Raw genomic sequence first — 16,843 nt, 5'->3', positions numbered from 1 at the left:
AATTAATTATAATTCTCAAAACTAAGAAATTTATAATTCTTAATTAATGTAAACAAAGACTTCACATTAATTGATTATAATATCAATTAAGATTTTTAAAGGATAGATATATAAATGAAAAAAATATTATTGCTAATGTTAATGGTTGTATATGCTTTTTCTATACAAAGGTCATTTTTAGAGCCACATGAAGCATTTCAAGTAAAACTAGAAGAGCAGCAAGATAAGATTGTTGCTAGTATAAAACTAGGTAAAGATATTTATCTTTATGATGAACAATTAAAAGTTTTTATTACAAAGCCAGAGAAAAAAGAGATTACATCTAAACTTCAGATGCCAAAACCTGAGCCATATGATGAGTTTATTGTTCACTTTAATGAAATCTCTATAGATATTCCTTTTTCACTTTTAAAAGAGGAATTAAAAGCTGATAGTTATGAAGTTCAATTACTTTTTCAAGGATGTTCAAAAGCAGGACTTTGTTATGCACCTATGAGTGAAACTATTTCTGTAAATTTAGCTTCAAACTTAGATGCTTCAAAAATTATTGAAACTAAAAAAGATGTAACTATAAATGAAACAATAGCTAATGAAAATATTTCAGAGAGTGATTCAATTGTAAATACACTTAAGGATAAAAGTGCAATTTTAGTTCTTGCAACTTTCTTTGGATTTGGACTTTTATTATCTCTAACTCCTTGTGTTTTCCCTATGATTCCAATTCTTTCATCTATTATTGTAAAAGCAGGGGATAATGAAAAACTAACAGCTTCAAAAGGTTTTTTCTTATCTTTAGTTTATGTTTTAGCAATGGCTTTAGCATACACAATAGCAGGAGTTATAGCAGGTCTATTTGGAGCTAATTTACAAGTAGCTTTACAAAATCCGTATGTATTGGTTTCTTTTGCATTTATCTTTGTAGTATTGGCTTTCTCTATGTTTGGATATTTTAAATTAGAATTACCACAAAGTTTACAAACAAAACTAAATAAAACGACTGAAGGGAAAGAGAAACAAGGTGTATTTGGAGTTGCTGTAATGGGATTCTTATCTGCACTTGTTGTTGGTCCTTGTGTTGCACCACCTCTTGCAGGAGCTTTAGTTTATATTGGACAAACAGGTGATGCCATCTTAGGTGGAGCTGCTTTATTTGTGATGAGTTTAGGTATGGGTGTTCCTTTACTTCTTATTGGGCTTGGTGCTGGTAAGTTTATGCCAAAACCTGGTGGTTGGATGGAGCAAGTTACAAAAGTATTTGGTATTGTAATGCTTGCAATTGCCGTTTGGATGTTAGATAGAGTATTAGACCCTACATTAATCATGTATTTATGGGCACTATTATTCCTAGGAGCTGGATTATTTATCAAAACTTTCGAGCATGTTTTAGTAAAACTACTTGCAACAGTTCTTTTAATCTATGGTACTGCAACTTTTATAGGTGCTATAAGTGGTGCAACAAATGTACTAAAACCACTTGAAAAGTTTACTTCTTCAAAAGTTGTAGCAACAAGTTCTAGTGATGTGAAGTTTGTAAAGGTTAAAAATCTTGAAGAGTTAGACCAAGCAATAAAAGCTTCATCTAAACCAGTTATGCTTGACTTTTGGGCTGAGTGGTGTGTATCTTGTAAAGAGTTAGATAATATTACATTCCAAGATGAAGAGGTAAAAAAAGTACTTGAAAGATTTACAATTTTAAAAGCTGATGTTACAAAAAATACAGATGAAGATAAAGCTTTAATGAAAAAATTCCAAGTATTTGGACCTCCTGCTTTAATCTTCTTTGATGAAAATAATCAAGAGATGAAAGCAGCTAAGATAATTGGCTATAAAAATCCACAAGAGTTTTTAGAAGTTATAAACAAAAATTTTAAATAACAATAAAATAAATCTACAACTATATTTTGTTATACTTCCTCAATAGTTTTTAGGAAGTATAATGGAATTATTCTTTTCAACATTTTTAAAAATGTTTTTTATCATGACACCTTTTTTTGTATTATCAGTTTTTTTAACAGTAACAACTGATGCTACCTCAAATCAAAAAAAAGCACTAGCTATAAAAGTAACTATTTCAGTAGTTGTTATTAGTTTAATTTTACTCTATTTTGGAAAGCATATTTTTGCAGTATTTGGAATAACTTTAGATGCTTTTAGAATTGGAGCTGGTTCTTTACTATTTTTATCAGCAGTTGAGTTAATCAAAGGAAATAAGGATACTCAAAAAGTAGAGCAAAAAGATATCTCTGAATTAGCAGTTGTACCTCTTTCTATTCCAATCACAATCGGACCAGGTACGATAGGGGTTTTACTTGTAATGGGTGCAAACTTTGATTCAAATGGTTCAATGTTATTAGGTAGTTTAGCTCTTGTTTGTGCAATTTTAGTAATAGGTATTATGCTTTACTCTTCTTCAATAATTGATAGATTAGTTGGAAAACAAGGTTTACTTGTGATTTCAAAGATTACAGGGCTTTTTTTAGCTGCTTTATCTGCACAAATTGTATTTACAGGGATTAAAAACTTTTTAGGGTTGTAGATGTTTGATTTTAGAAGTGAAGTTAATTTTTTAAAGCCAAATATAGAGATTGACTTCAATAAAGTATGTGATGAGAGTTCTTGCTATAAATCTCTTTTATGCTTACTTGAAACCAGATACAGAATAAAAAAAGAGAATATTGAACTTTTTAATGGTTTTTCTTCTTCTATTTATTCACTTCTAAAATATTTAAACTCAAAATATTGTTATATCTATTCTCCTTGTAATTTAGAGTATAAAGAGGCTGCAAATAATCTAGGCTATGAAACTAGATTAATTAATAGATTTGAAAATATCTTTTTACCAATAAAAGAACAAAGTGTTGTAGTTTTTATGAATCCCTCTTTTTTAGATGGCACCTTTTATGAATTAGATAAGCTTTTTGAGTATTGGAAAAGTAAAGAAGCTAAAGTAATTATTGATGAGACTCTTATTGATTTTTGTGGAAAACAATCGAGTGTAGAGTATTTAAGTGAATATGAAAATCTTTTTATTTTAAAGGATTTAAGTAAATTTTACTCAAGAAAAAATTTAAATATTGCAACTGTTTTCGCAAATAATGAAAATATAAAAAACTTGCGAAAATTTGAACCTCAAAATAAAATCTCAAATTTTGAAATAAAATATTTAGAAGAGGCATTAAAAGATAATAAGTTCTCTTCAATTACAAACTCAATCTATATAAAAAATAGAATAGAACTAGAGAAAATATTACAAGAACATAAATATGTAGAATCGATGTTTCAAAGTAATTCAAACTCACTTTTAATTAGGCTTAAAAATATAGATGCAAAAGAGTTTAAAAGTCAGATTCAAAAACATGGGGTTATTATAAACTCTTGTTTAGAGTATGATTTTATAGATGAGTATTTCGTAAGTTTTTATGTGGGTTCACTAAGTAATATAAAGGGATTAAAAAAGGCCTTAGATGCTTTTTGAAAGTAAGTTAGTAAATAAGATTGCACTTATTGTTACTGTAATTTTTTTTGCTATATTGATAAGTTTTTTGTTTAAATCTTTTTTTATCGTTAAAAATCAATTTATAAATATAGATGGGGCAACCTATGTAAATCAAGTTAGGCAAGATGACTATACTTTTAGATTAGGAAATTTTCTAACAAAAAATTGTTTAAAAGATGAACTTTGTGAAGTGCAATCAATGCTTGATTTTGTAACAAGAATACCTTATAAAGTAAATAAAAGTGTTGCAAGAAGTCCTAAACATGTAGTAGAACAAAATTTTGGAGATTGTGATGATAAATCAAACTTGCTTATCTCACTACTTAAAACAAAAGGGTATGAAGCTTACTTTGTATTTGTGCCAAAACATGTTTTTGTGATAGTAAAATTAAAAGAAAAGTTAGCAAATAAAAAAGCTCTTTATGTAAATGGGCAAGCCTTTTATAAACTAGAAACAACAGCAACAAATTCTAAAATAGGATTTCCTTTGAAATATAAGTTAGAAGAGATTGAAGCGATTATAGACCCGTTTAGGAATAAGAAATTAGTAGTTGAAAGTTTGGAGTATAAATAAATTTTAACCCTATGCAAAAATACTTATATGAATACAAAGAAATATCATCATTAAATGAGAAGTTAATCAATCATATTAAAGAAAACAAATCCTTGCATAAGTATTTTAAAGAGGATTGGGGGAAAATAAAGACACGCCAATATTGTGGTATATTAAATTTTGAAGATAATGATTATTATGTCCTCCCTAAAATAGCAGATGAGGAGAGTAAAAACTTAGATATTTTTATTTATATGTTGATGTATGTTTATGATATAAAACTTTCAAATGAACAAATAGCTTCTTGCGAAAATGAAAAGCATACAATTATTGAAGTTTTGGTACAACTGTTTGCTCAAAACCTTTTAAGTGAACTAAAAAAAGGGCTTTATAAAGAGTACATAACAGAACAGGAAAATCTTACTACTTTAAAAGGTAAATATCTAATAAATGAAAATTTGAAATATAATTTTACAAAAAATAAGATATATTGTGAATATGATGAATTTAGTGAAAACAATACTTTAAATCAGTTCTTTTTATATGCAATAAAAGAGTTACAGAAATATGTAAAAAATAAGAAAATTTTAAAACAATGTGAACTTATTTTTGATGAAGTAGAATCTTTTAAAATGGATATAGATAGATTAAATATCTATTTTAATAGAATTAATCAAAGATATAAGACTAGTTTTGAAATGGCACTTTTACTTTTGCAAAAGACAATACCACTTTTTTCAAAAGGTAAGAAATCCTTTGCTTTTCTTTTTGATATGAATATATTGTTTGAAAAGTTTGTAGGAAAAATTATAAATGAGATAGAAGAAGATGTATTTATCCCAAAAAAATATAAAGAGTTTGGAAGCTTAAAACTAAAGCCTGATATTATAGTAAATAGTAAAAATCTTATTATTGATTGTAAATACAAAAGAATAGATATGCAAAAAATAGATAGAAATGATAAGTACCAAATGTATGCATATGGTAATAATTTTCAAGGTATTAAAAAAACAATGCTTTTGTATCCAAAAAATTTAAATAAAGATATTGAACTAAATGAAAGTGTAGTACATAATCTTGGAAATAATGATAAAAAAGTAGAACTCCAAATTAAAAAGATAGATTTGAGTTTTAATGGTAAGTATAGAGAATATATTGAAGATATAAAAAAGAAGATGAAAAAGATATTGGAAGAGAAAGGATGGGAGTATGCCAGATTATACTAAATATGATTTCAATGAGAAAAAAGAATTATCTAAAAATAGATTAGTTTTAGAAGTTGTATGCAAATATGTAAATGAACACCCAAATATTAGTTATGAAGAGTTAAAAAAGGTTTTTCCTGATAGTTTTGGTAAGGCTAACCTTGGAATTATAAAAAATGAAGATGAAATAATAAAATGGGAAGAAGATGGTAGATTAGAAAAAAGAGAAAAACGTTTTTTCTCAAATCATGATGAAGTAATATATTTTGATAACAAAAAATTATATGTTTCGAGTCAATGGGGTGGAGAACGTTTTGATAGATTTTTAAATTATGTTAAAAATGAACTTGGCTATAAAATTGAGAAAAGTAATGATAGTTTGGTAGTTGAAGAACTTTACAATGAAAATAATAATATTAAAACAAAAAACATAATGCTTTATGGTGCTCCAGGAGTTGGGAAAACATACAATTATAAAAAGTTAATTTCTTTAGTTGAAGGTGGAGATTTTAGTGAAAGTGAGATTTTTGATTTTATTGTAAATGATAAAGATGATGAAATAAAAAAAGATAGTATTGAAGAATTATATAAAGATATAAAAAAAGAGAAAAGAATGGAATTTGTAACTTTTCATCAAAGCTATTCTTATGAAGACTTTATAGAAGGTTTTAGACCAACTGAAAGTGGAAATATAAAGCTTGAAGATGGAATACTTAAAAGGTTAGTAAATGAAGCAGAAACAAATCTTTTAAAATCAAAATCAGAAATAACTCAAGCTATTTTTAAAGAAGCACTTGAAGAGTTTTTATCTGATTCTATTGAAAATGAAGAACTTTTAAAAGTTAATTTAAAAAGAAAAGATAGCTACTTTTATATATATGATTATAATGAAAAAACAATTTATTTTGAAAAAAAGAACCAAGATAGAAGTCACACTTTATCTTTAATAACTTTAGAGAAAATGTATTATGAAGAGGCAAATACAATTATTAAAGGTGGATTAGCACCTTATTATAATGCAATTTTAGATGAGCTATTAAAGATAAAAAGAAAGAAACATATAAAAAAAGAAAAACAAAAAAACTTCTACATAGTAATAGATGAAATAAATAGAGGAAATATTTCTAAGATTTTTGGTGAGCTTATTACATTAATAGAAGAGGACAAAAGAGGTAAAAAAGAGTATGAAGTGACTTTACCATACTCAAAAGAAAAGTTTTTAATCCCTAAAAACTTATACATCATAGCTACTATGAATTCTACTGATAAATCTATTGCTACTATAGATATAGCACTTAGACGTAGGTTTACATTTTTAAAGATGACTCCAAAACCTGAACGGGTAACAAATATTGCTGCACGAAATTTAATGATAAAAATAAATGAATTTATTGAAAAAACTAGAGGTGAAGAGTTTATGTTAGGACATAGTTATTTTATGTGTGGTTTGGATTTAGAGTTTATAAAAGAGTATAAAATTAAACCACTTTTAGAAGAGTATTTTTATGGTGATGAAGAAAATTATAAAAAAGTCGTAGAAATTTTAGGAAAAGAAGTATAAATGATAGCAGTTATTCAAAGAGTAAAATCTTCATCTGTAAAAGTAGATGAGAAAATAGTAGGTCAAATAGGGCAGGGGTTAAATATTTTACTTGGAGTTAAAAAAGGTGATACAAAAGAGGATATTCAAAGATTAGTAAATAAAATAGTAAACCTTAGAATTTTTCAAGATGAAAATGACAAGATGAATTTATCTCTTCTTGATGTAGGAGGAGAAGCTTTGATTATCTCTCAATTTACCCTTGCTGGAAATATCAAAAAAGGGCGAAGACCTAGTTTTGATTCAAGTGAAGAACCACGAATAGCAAATGAGTATTATGAAGAGTTTAAAACTTTTGTAGCAAGTCATGGAGTTCATGTTCAAAGTGGAATCTTTGGTGCAAATATGGAAGTAAGTATTCAAAATGATGGTCCAGTTACTTTTATAGTAGATAGTAAAGAGTTAAATTGAAAACTATAATAATAACTGGAGCTTCAAATGGTATTGGAAGAGCCATAGCAAAAGCTTTGAGAAAAAAATATAAGATAATAAATATTGATGTTGTAAAAGAAGATATAAAAGATGTGAGCTTCTATTCTTGTGATTTAAGTTCAAGAAAAGAGCTTTTAGAAACAATAAAAAAGATAAAAGAAGAGCATCATACTATCTATGCACTTATTAATAATGCAGCAATATTCACACACAAACCTTTAGAAGAGCAAACTATTAAAGAGTGGAATAAAATCTTAAATATAAATTTAAGAGCACCATATATACTATCAAAAAAGTTTGCAAAAAGATTAAAAAAATCAAAAGGACATATTATAAATATCTCTTCTACAAGAGCTATTATGTCTGAGAAGGGAACAGAAGCTTATAGTGCTTCAAAAGGAGGTATTAGCTCCTTGACTCATGCTTTAGCAAACTCTTTATCAAAAGAGATAAAAGTAAATTCTATTAGTCCAGGGTGGATAAATACTAATAAAGAGTATATCCCTACAAAAGAGGATAAAGAACAACATTTGAGTGGAAGAGTTGGAACTACTAAAGATATAGTTGATGCAGTAAAATTTTTATTAGAAAATAGAGGTTTTATTACGGGTAGCAATCTAACTATTGATGGTGGAATGACCAAAAAAATGATATATATTTAAGAAGAGAAAATGACATATAATGAATGGTATTTAGAGCATGGGAAAAAACATGCAAAGATAATGGAAAAGTTAAAAGATAAAAGTGTAGATGAGGTAATTGAGTATTTTAGATTTGATAATATGGTTAAAGAAGAGAATGATTTCTGTCCTTTATATAAAGATAATAGAAAGTGCCATGATTATGAAGAGTTAAACTGTTATCTTTGTGCCTGTCCAAATTTTAGATTTGATGATGCTGGTGTAAAGAAACAAGATGATAAGACTCTATACTCTTATTGTAGTATTGATTCAAAAGATGGTGCACAATATATTGGAGAAGACTATATTCATCAAAACTGTGCAGGATGTTTAGTACCACATAAAGAAAGATATATTAAAAAGCATTTTAAAAGAGATTGGTTTGAGGTTATGAAAAACGTTAATCTATCAAAATAGAGAAAATATTTTTACCTTTATTGTGATTATAAACTAGTTTAAAGCCATGTAGATTTGCAATAGTTTTTACAATATATAAACCTAAACCAAAACCATCACTTCTTTTCTCTTCTTGAGAAAATGGTTCTGTATAGTATTCTAAACTCTCTTTTAAAGGTTCACCTTCTGAGATAATATCTATTCTATGTTTATCTGCATTTAGTGTAGCATGAGAGTTTGGAGAAAATTTTATTGCATTATCAATTAGATTTTTAAGTGCTACAGAGAACATTGCAATATCTGCGTTTAATTTAAAATCTTTTATTTTAGAAGTTAATTTATCTGGACTTAAAAGAGCAATATCCAAGGTTCTTGTATAGATTTTAAAAAATGAAGTTAATTCTTTGTATACAAAAGTATTACTTGAAGTAAGTTTTTCAACCATTGCAAGTTCTTTAATAATATCATCCATACGATGGAAAGCTTTTTGAAGCATATCTCTTTTTTTCTCATCTTCTAATGTCTCTGCAATAAACATTGCTTTTGTAATAGGTGTTTTTAATTCATGCATCATATTTCGCATAAATAAATCTTTTGACTTTCTTTGATTATTTATATGTGTTAGGGCTTCATCAAAAGTTTTAGCAATAGTTCCTATCTCATCAGTACTATTAAATTTAATTTTTACATTAAAATTGCCCTCAGAGAATTTTTTTATCTCTTTATTTAATCGTCTAAGTGGTTTTAGTTTTCTTTTTAAAATGTAATATAGTGAAAAGAGTACCCCAAGAGAAATAGCAATTGCTAGAGCTATAATCATTAAATTATGAGTATAACTTTGAGTATCTTTTATCATTAGGTTATACCCATCTCTTTGAATATAAATATATAAAATATCATCTAAAATAAAGATTCTATATACTCCATCAAGAGTATCTCTTAGGATAAGAGTTTTACCATTATTAATAATTCTTAATTTTTGTTCTTGTTCTGTTAATTGAACCATTTTAAACTGGTCAACTATAAATTTTATACCAGCATTATTAGGTTTACCTTCAAGTGATTTTAGTATGTTTTCTGCTACAAGTTCATACTTTTTTTGCATAGTAATATTATATCTTTGCTTATCTAGCTTTATAAAAATTGCAAAAGTAATAGAAACAGCAATTAAAGCTAAAATAAAAATAGTATTAATAAAAGCAGAGATAGAAATATTACGAATCATACTAATTGATAACCAATTCCTCTTACTGATTTTATGTAGGTTTTACTATCATCAACTTTAGAAATCTTTGTTCTAATTCTTGAAATCATTACATCAATATTTTTTAAACTACTATCATCTTCGATGTGGTCACTTGCATAGATAAAATCTTCTCTAGCAATAACAGCTCCATTTCTTTGGATAAGAAGTTTTAAAATATCATATTCTGCTAGAGTAAGATTTAAAATCTCATTTTTAAAAGTAATTTGCATATCATCTTCTTTTAAAATGAAATCACTCTTTTTCTCATCCTCTTTCTTTTTATCGATATTTGTAGTTCTTTTTAAAATAGCTTTGATTCTTGCTTGTAGTTCTCTTGGATTATAAGGTTTTGGAAGATAATCATCAGCTCCTCTTTCTAAGCCCATAACTTTATCAAGAATATCATCTCTTGCACTTGAAATAATAATAGGAATATCTGATTTCTCTCTAATTTTAGGGATAACTTCAAGACCATCAATCTCAGGAAGAGTTAAATCTAAAATGATAAGTTCATATTTTTTTAGATTAAGCATAGATAGCCCGTTATAAGGGCTATCTGTATTAGTAACTTCAATATCTTGTGAAGCTAAATATTCTGTGATGATTTGAGCTAATTCTAAATCATCTTCTATCATAAGTACTTGTATTATAGTAAATCCTTTATTTTATAGCTAGAACTATAGTTTGTCCATATCTATCTATATAGATTCTTTTTAGTTTATTATTATACTTTCTTATTGCTTGTTGCATATCAGGAAAGCTTTTTACTTCAATCTCTTCAATTTGTATAATAACATCTCCTGGTTCAAATCCAACTTTTTCAGCATCTGAGTCTGGCTCAACATTTACTACTAAAACACCTTTTGCATTTGAACTCAATCTAAATCTTTTAATCACATTTGAGTTTAGTTCAGATAATAATAGGCCACCTAAAAACTTTCCATTATTTGCTTCTGAAGTAACAAGACCAGCTCTATTTCCTAGAGTAACATTTAATTTTAACTCTTTTTTATTTCTTTCAAGTTTTACATTGATTGTTTGATTTGGTTTAAATGATGCAATCACATTTTGTAAATCTTTTCTATCTTCAATAGGAATATTATTGATAGAGTAGATTAAGTCACCTCTTTTTAATCCACCTTTTGCAGCAGGCGTATCATTTGCAACATCTAAAATTAAAGCACCTCTTTGTTTTTTATAAAGTTTAGATACTCTTTGGTCTAAATCTCCAATAACAACACCTAAATAACCTCTTGTAACTTTTCCATCTTCAATTAGTTTCTTTACAACATCTTTTACCATTGAAACAGGAATTGCAAATCCAATACCATTGTTTCCCCCAGATTTAGTAATAATTGCACTATTAATACCAATTAAAGCACCTCTACTATCAACTAAAGCTCCACCAGAGTTTCCTGGGTTAATAGAAGCATCTGTTTGAATAAAGTTTTCATATCTATTAATCCCAACATGATCTTTATTTAGTGCAGAGATAATACCTTGAGTTACAGTTGTACCAATACCAAAAGGGTTACCAATAGCAAAAATTAAATCACCAACTTGTAGGTTTTCAGAATAACCAAATCTTATAGCATCAAAGTTATTTCCTTCGATTTTAATTACAGCTAGATCACTATCTGAATCTTTTCCTATAACTCTTGCATTATACTCTTTTGGGTTATCTGCAATTGTGATAATAATTTCATCTGCATTTTCAATAACATGGTTGTTTGTAACAATATATCCATCTTTTGAGATGATTACACCAGAACCTAATGATCTTTGAATTCTATTTTGTCCAAATTGTTCATTAAATTGATCCCCAAAAAATCTTTTTAAGAAAGGGTCATTAAACATTTGAAATGGAATATTTCCTGCATTTGAAGATACTCTTCTTTTTGCAGCAATATTTACAACCGATTTCATAGGGTCTTTAATACTTTCATTGAAAGATAAAATTTGATTTGGATTACTTGGAGCTACTCTTTGTGGGTTTTTTTCTGCCATTTGAAAATCAATTGATTGTGCAAATGAACATGTGGCAATGAATATTACTGTGAAATATAGTTTCTTTAACATTTTCATCCTTTTTTAATTATATTTAAAAGAATTATAATAGCTAAATGTAAACTATTTTTGAATAAATCGTAAATAAAAAATTAATACAATGTAAAATAATTGTGGAAAAGAAGTATGAGAAAACTCATACTCTTTTTTATAAATCAGTTTTTAAAACTGCTCCTGAGCTTGCATTTGTTACAAGTGCTCTATATTGTCCTAACCAAGAAGAGTTAAGAGGTTTTTTAAGAGGTTTAAACTCAGCTTTTCTACTTGCTATTTCCTCATCAGTTAGATTTACAGATAAAATATATTGGTCAACATCGATGTGAATCTCATCTCCATCTTTTAATAAACCAATCATTCCACCTTCAGCTGCTTCTGGAGAAACGTGTCCAATTGAAGCTCCTCTAGTTGCCCCTGAAAATCTTCCATCAGTAATTAATGCAACTTTATCTCCAAGTCCCATTCCCATAATAAGTGAAGTAGGTGCTAACATCTCTTGCATACCTGGACCACCTTTAGGACCTTCGTATCTAATAACAACTACATCTCCAGCTTGAACTTTACCTTCAACAATACCTTTAATAGCTTCTGGTTGTCCATCAAAACATACAGCACGTCCAGTAAATACTCTATCTCCTGTAATACCAGCTGTTTTAATAACTGCACCTTGTTCTGCTAGGTTACCGTATAAAATAGCTAATCCACCAACTTGAGAATAAGGATTATCAATTGTGTGGATAATATTTGTATCTTTGATGTAAGCATCTTTGATTTTTTCTAAAATAGTTTCTCCCGAGATTGTTGGGTTATCTATTAAAATATCATCACCTCTTTTTGTCATCTCTTTCATAACTGCATTTACACCACCAGCTTTATTAATATCTTCCATGTGAACAGTAGATAAAGATGGAGAAATTTTTGCAATATGAGAAACTCTTTTAGAAATAGAGTTAATATCTTCAAGGTTAAAATTAACTTTTGCTTCTTTTGCAATTGCTAACATATGTAAAACAGTATTTGAAGAACCACCCATTGCCATATCAACAGCAAAAGCATTTCTAACTGCATTTTCATTTAAGATATTTGTTAATTTATAATCTTGTCTTGCTTTTTCATCTTTTGCAATCTCACAAATTCTTCTTGCAGCTTTTCTATATAACTCTTCTCTTTCTGGAGTAAGGGCTAAGATTGTTCCATTTCCTGGTAAGGCAATTCCCATTGCTTCCATTAATGTATTCATAGAGTTAGCAGTAAACATTCCTGAACATGAACCACCACTTGGACATGCATTACATTCAATGTCTTTTAACTCTTCTTCATTCATATCACCTTTTTCAAATTTACCAACAGCTTCAAATGCAGTAGCTAAATCAATAGGTTGACCATCTTTAGTGTGACCTTTTTGCATTGGTCCACCAGAAACAAATATTGTAGGAACATTTACTCTTAATGCACCCATAATCATACCTGGTACAATTTTATCACAGTTTGGAATAGCAATCATTGCATCTAATTTATGTGCATTCATTACTGTTTCGATAGAGTTTGCAATTAATTCTCTTGATGGAAGTGAAAATAACATACCATCATGTCCCATTGCAATACCATCATCTACTCCAATAGTATTAAATTCAAATGGAACACATCCATTTGCTTTGATTTCTTCTTTTATGATTTGTGAAACTTTATCTAAAAAGAAATGTCCTGGAATTAATTCTATAAAAGAGTTTGCAACTCCAATAAATGGTTTATCAAAATCTTCGTCTTTTAATCCTGTAGCTCTTAGCAGTGACCTGTGAGGCGTTCTGTCATACCCTTTTTTTATCTCATTACTTCTCAATTAATATCCTTTAATAGCGCTATTATTAATGGTAATTATTATACATTTATTGCTGTTCATTTTTTATTAAAATTTGCAAATTTTGAAATTTTTTGAAATTTTTTGAAAAAACCCTTGACAAATAAAAAAAAACCTATTATAATTCCAGTCCAATTTGAGAAACAAACATCGAAAAACGGTTTTTCAAATTCTACTTTAAGAGTGCGAGTGTGGCGGAATAGGTAGACGCGTGGGACTTAAAATCCCATTCCGGTTTCGGAGTGTGAGTTCGATTCTCACCATTCGCACCACTTTTTTAAATGATGCGAAAGCATCTTTTTTTTTGTTCGTAGAGAGTTGCCAGAGTTGGTCGAATGGACCGGTTTTGAAAACCGGCGAGGTTCACGCCTCCGAGGGTTCGAATCCCTTGCTCTCTGCCACTTTATAACTTTAATCAATCTAAAATTTATTTTAAAATTAAATCATTTTTTAAATCTAGTTGTTTTATTTCTGCAGTTTAAATTTAGTGTAGTTAATAAAACTTCTTTTTTATTTTTATAAATTGTAACATTGAACTATTTTTTAAGATTAAAAAGATAGAATTCCACCTCAAAAATTAGAGCTACTAATTTATGAGTTAAAATATATAAGGAAAATATCATCAAAAATATTGCAGAAAAAGATACTCAAAAGGGTATGTTATTAATGCTTATAGCTGTTTTAGTTATCCCTTTTTCTGATGCAATAGGAAAATGGCTTTCAACTACTTACTCTCCTATGCAAATCACTTTTTTTAGATTTTTTTTACAAGCAATTTTAATATATTTTATAGCAAAAATTTTAAGAAAAAAGATTGCAAGTTTTAAATGGATTTATTTTTTCTTAGCAGTTTTTATATCTTCTTGTATGTTTTTACTTTTTTGGGGATTAATGTACTTGCCTTTAGCTAATAATATTGCACTATTTTTTATTGAACCTTTGATTTTAACACTATTATCAATAATCTTTTTAAAAGAGAAAGTTTCAAAGGAGTTAGTTTTTGTTTTAATTATTGGATTTATAGGAACTTTAGTAATTATTAGACCAAACTGGTCTGCTTATGGTACAGCAGCTATTTTACCTATTTTAGCAGCAGTTTTTTATGCTCTATATCTTATGGCAATTAGAGTTTCAAAAGATATTAAAGATATTGTTTCTATGCAGTTTTGGATAGGTTTTTTAGCTTCAATATTTATAGGGATAATCTATTTAGTATTAAAACCTTTTGAGATAGAAGTAATTGCTTTTCAGCCTTTTGAAATCTCAACTTGGTGGTTATTGCTTTCTCTTACTGTAATAACAGTAGTAACTCAATTTTTAATCTCAAAGGCTTTATATTATGCAAATGCAAGTTTATTAGCCTCATTCCAATATTTAGAGATTATAAGTGCTACACTTCTTGGATGGCTTATTTTTAGTGATATTCCAGATAGTATAACTATGCTTGGAGCAGTGATTGTAATCTTTTCAGGAGTCTATTTAATCAAAGTGGAAAGAAGTATTAAATCTTAAATAAAAATTAAGCTATTTTTGATATAATTTCGTTCACTTTTCGGAGGTATAGCAAAGTTGGTAATGCACCTGATTGCAAATCAGATATTCGTCGGTTCAAGTCCGGCTACCTCCTCCACTTCAAAACTAATTAGTTAAATTTAATCTCAAACTTAGCACCACAATCAACATTTTCAACACTAAGTTTTCCATTATTTGATTCTTCGATTATTGCTTTTGCTAAGTGAAGTCCGATTCCTAGTCCTTCATCTGCTTTTTTTGTAGTAAAGTATGGCAGAAAAATATTATCAATATTATCTTTTTTTATTCCTCCTGCATTATCTGTAATACTTATTTTATTTGTATCTATTTCAATATCTATTTTAGGATTTGTTATAGAGTTTTCTTTTAGTGCATCTACTGCATTATTTAAAATTACTATTAATACTTGAATAATTTCTCCTTCAGTACATAAAACTGTAGAAGTTGTTTTTTCTATAAGATTGCAAGAAATATTGTTTTTTGAGAGTTTAGTATGAATAATAGTTAGGGTTTTTCTTACTATTTCTTTTAAATTATTATAACCTTTATGTTTATTTGGATTTAAAAAGTTACTAAAATCTTCTATTGTTTTAGACATATATTGAGTTTGTATCTCTATTTCTTCAAGTTTTTCATTAATCTCTTCATTGTTAATATGATTTTTCATTAGGCAAGTATCTATTCCCATAACTGCCGAGTTTATTGAGTTTAAGGGTTGTCTCCATTGGTGTGCGATACTATTTGTCATTTCACCTATACTTACAAGTTTTGATTGGTGAAACATGATTTTTTCTTTTATTTTGTTTTTTTCTATTTCTTCTTTTACTTTAGACTCAAGATTATTCTTATAATCTTTTAGCAAAATATGGGTTTTTACTCTTGATAGGATTTCTACTTTTCTAAAAGGTTTTGTTACATAATCAACGGCTCCAAGATTAAAACCTTTTTCAATATCATCATCATTACTACTAGCAGTTACAAAAATAATAGGGATTTCATGTTTATCATGTTTTTCATATACTTTTTCACAAACCTCAAATCCATCCATATGTGGCATGAAAATATCTAATAAAATTAAATCAATTTTCTCATTGTCAATAATTTCTAAAGCGTCTTTTCCTGTAATTGAAACAACTACTTCATAATCATTTGATAAAAATTCAACAAGTATTTTTATATTTGCTTGATTGTCATCGACAATTAGAATTAAAGGTTTAGACATGGGTATCCTAATTATGAAAGAATATTTACAATATTTTTAAAATTATATACTTTAATTTCTTTATCTAGCTTTTCAATTAGGATTTTTTCTTCTTCAGTTAGATTTTTAAGAGTTTTTAATTTTTCAATAGGTTCTTCAACTTTTTTAGGTCGATTTTTTATTGCTCCATTTAAAATTTGTGCAAAAAGTTCTTCTTTAGATTCTTCATTTGTATTTAAAATATTTGTAGTAGTGATTTCTTGTATAGAGACTCTTTCTATTTCACTTAAAACATTAGCTAATATTTCTTGAAGTTCGGTCTCTAATTCTCTATGTTTATTTTTATTCATATCTTCAGCAAGTTTATATAATTGATTTGCTCCAATATTTTTACTAAGTGATTTTAATTGATGAACTTCTTTATAAAAAGAGTTATCTTCTAGTTTCAAGAAGTTTAAATTTGTATATTGCTCTTTAAACCCTTCAAGAATATTTTTATAAAGTTTAATATCATAATCTAAATATTTTAATGCTAAGTCTTTATTTATATATTTTAAATTCATGGATGGATTATAACCA

Annotated in this window: 16 protein-coding genes and 3 tRNA genes; 13 read left to right on the top strand and 6 right to left on the bottom strand. The window is 27.6% G+C overall.

Annotated elements, in window-relative coordinates; translation table 11 throughout:
• The first annotated feature begins 114 nt into the window (after nucleotides 1–114).
• The 9 genes from dsbD (at nucleotide 115) to ABIV_RS12425 (ending at nucleotide 8,383) form a co-directional block, all read left to right on the top strand.
• On the top strand, nucleotides 115–1,875 hold the full coding sequence (dsbD, locus tag ABIV_RS12465) for a protein-disulfide reductase DsbD (RefSeq protein WP_114840199.1): 1,761 nt from the start codon (nucleotides 115–117) through the stop codon (nucleotides 1,873–1,875).
• Between the two features lie 61 nt (nucleotides 1,876–1,936).
• Nucleotides 1,937–2,536 carry a MarC family protein gene (locus ABIV_RS12460; RefSeq protein ID WP_205526933.1) on the top strand — a complete coding sequence of 200 codons (600 nt, stop codon included), beginning with the start codon at nucleotides 1,937–1,939 and terminating at the stop codon, nucleotides 2,534–2,536.
• Nucleotides 2,537–3,475, top strand: a complete 939-nt coding sequence (locus ABIV_RS12455) for an aminotransferase class I/II-fold pyridoxal phosphate-dependent enzyme (RefSeq protein WP_114840197.1) — start codon at nucleotides 2,537–2,539, stop codon at nucleotides 3,473–3,475.
• On the top strand, nucleotides 3,465–4,070 hold the full coding sequence (locus ABIV_RS12450; RefSeq protein ID WP_114840196.1) for a transglutaminase-like domain-containing protein: 606 nt from the start codon (nucleotides 3,465–3,467) through the stop codon (nucleotides 4,068–4,070). The genes ABIV_RS12455 and ABIV_RS12450 overlap by 11 nt, the downstream gene beginning before the upstream one ends.
• Before the next feature lie 11 nt (nucleotides 4,071–4,081).
• Nucleotides 4,082–5,275, top strand: a complete 1,194-nt coding sequence (locus ABIV_RS12445) for an McrC family protein (protein WP_114840195.1) — start codon at nucleotides 4,082–4,084, stop codon at nucleotides 5,273–5,275.
• A complete protein-coding gene (locus tag ABIV_RS12440; RefSeq protein WP_114840194.1) occupies nucleotides 5,259–6,815 on the top strand; it encodes an McrB family protein in 1,557 nt (518 codons plus the stop codon). The genes ABIV_RS12445 and ABIV_RS12440 overlap by 17 nt, the downstream gene beginning before the upstream one ends.
• Nucleotides 6,816–7,265 carry a D-aminoacyl-tRNA deacylase gene (gene dtd, locus ABIV_RS12435; RefSeq protein ID WP_114840193.1) on the top strand — a complete coding sequence of 150 codons (450 nt, stop codon included), beginning with the start codon at nucleotides 6,816–6,818 and terminating at the stop codon, nucleotides 7,263–7,265.
• Complete coding sequence (locus ABIV_RS12430; RefSeq protein WP_114840192.1) at nucleotides 7,262–7,948, top strand: SDR family oxidoreductase; 687 nt, start codon at nucleotides 7,262–7,264, stop codon at nucleotides 7,946–7,948. Before dtd ends, ABIV_RS12430 begins: the two co-directional genes overlap by 4 nt.
• A gap of 9 nt (nucleotides 7,949–7,957) precedes the next feature.
• The gene (locus ABIV_RS12425; protein ID WP_114840191.1) at nucleotides 7,958–8,383 is read left to right on the top strand and encodes a hypothetical protein; all 426 of its coding nucleotides are present in this window, start codon (nucleotides 7,958–7,960) and stop codon (nucleotides 8,381–8,383) included.
• On the opposite strand, the gene ABIV_RS12420 is transcribed toward ABIV_RS12425, so the two are convergent.
• The 4 genes from ABIV_RS12420 to ilvD all read right to left on the bottom strand — a co-directional run bounded on the left by ABIV_RS12420 (nucleotide 8,367) and on the right by ilvD (nucleotide 13,512).
• Entirely contained in the window at nucleotides 8,367–9,587 is a 1,221-nt protein-coding gene (locus tag ABIV_RS12420; RefSeq protein ID WP_114840190.1) for an ArsS family sensor histidine kinase, read from the bottom strand. The genes ABIV_RS12425 and ABIV_RS12420 overlap by 17 nt on opposite strands.
• Complete coding sequence (locus tag ABIV_RS12415) at nucleotides 9,584–10,258, bottom strand: response regulator transcription factor (protein ID WP_228254362.1); 675 nt, start codon at nucleotides 10,256–10,258, stop codon at nucleotides 9,584–9,586. The genes ABIV_RS12420 and ABIV_RS12415 overlap by 4 nt, the downstream gene beginning before the upstream one ends.
• A gap of 10 nt (nucleotides 10,259–10,268) precedes the next feature.
• Nucleotides 10,269–11,687, bottom strand: coding sequence for a Do family serine endopeptidase (locus ABIV_RS12410; protein WP_114840188.1), 1,419 nt, complete (start codon nucleotides 11,685–11,687; stop codon nucleotides 10,269–10,271).
• 136 nt (nucleotides 11,688–11,823) lie between these two features.
• Nucleotides 11,824–13,512, bottom strand: a complete 1,689-nt coding sequence (gene ilvD / locus ABIV_RS12405; RefSeq protein WP_114840187.1) for a dihydroxy-acid dehydratase — start codon at nucleotides 13,510–13,512, stop codon at nucleotides 11,824–11,826.
• A 203-nt stretch (nucleotides 13,513–13,715) separates the two neighbouring features.
• Here ilvD and ABIV_RS12400 point away from each other — a divergent pair.
• The 4 genes from ABIV_RS12400 (at nucleotide 13,716) to ABIV_RS12385 (ending at nucleotide 15,160) form a co-directional block, all read left to right on the top strand.
• Nucleotides 13,716–13,802 (top strand) — tRNA-Leu (locus tag ABIV_RS12400).
• A 40-nt stretch (nucleotides 13,803–13,842) separates the two neighbouring features.
• Nucleotides 13,843–13,931: transfer RNA gene (locus tag ABIV_RS12395), tRNA-Ser, on the top strand.
• A 256-nt stretch (nucleotides 13,932–14,187) separates the two neighbouring features.
• Nucleotides 14,188–15,042 carry a DMT family transporter gene (locus ABIV_RS12390; protein WP_114840186.1) on the top strand — a complete coding sequence of 285 codons (855 nt, stop codon included), beginning with the start codon at nucleotides 14,188–14,190 and terminating at the stop codon, nucleotides 15,040–15,042.
• A 42-nt stretch (nucleotides 15,043–15,084) separates the two neighbouring features.
• Nucleotides 15,085–15,160, top strand: a tRNA-Cys gene (locus ABIV_RS12385).
• A gap of 12 nt (nucleotides 15,161–15,172) precedes the next feature.
• Here the strand turns inward: ABIV_RS12385 and ABIV_RS12380 are convergent.
• Both ABIV_RS12380 and ABIV_RS12375 read right to left on the bottom strand, forming a co-directional pair.
• Nucleotides 15,173–16,285 carry a hybrid sensor histidine kinase/response regulator gene (locus ABIV_RS12380; protein ID WP_114840185.1) on the bottom strand — a complete coding sequence of 371 codons (1,113 nt, stop codon included), beginning with the start codon at nucleotides 16,283–16,285 and terminating at the stop codon, nucleotides 15,173–15,175.
• An 11-nt stretch (nucleotides 16,286–16,296) separates the two neighbouring features.
• Nucleotides 16,297–16,827, bottom strand: coding sequence for an Hpt domain-containing protein (locus ABIV_RS12375; protein WP_114840184.1), 531 nt, complete (start codon nucleotides 16,825–16,827; stop codon nucleotides 16,297–16,299).
• Between the last annotated feature and the right edge of the window lie 16 nt (nucleotides 16,828–16,843).

Source organism: Halarcobacter bivalviorum (assembly GCF_003346815.1).
Lineage (GTDB): Bacteria > Campylobacterota > Campylobacteria > Campylobacterales > Arcobacteraceae > Halarcobacter > Halarcobacter bivalviorum.
Note: the sequence above shows the minus strand (reverse complement) of the source record. Positions and strands in the feature narration are given on the sequence as shown.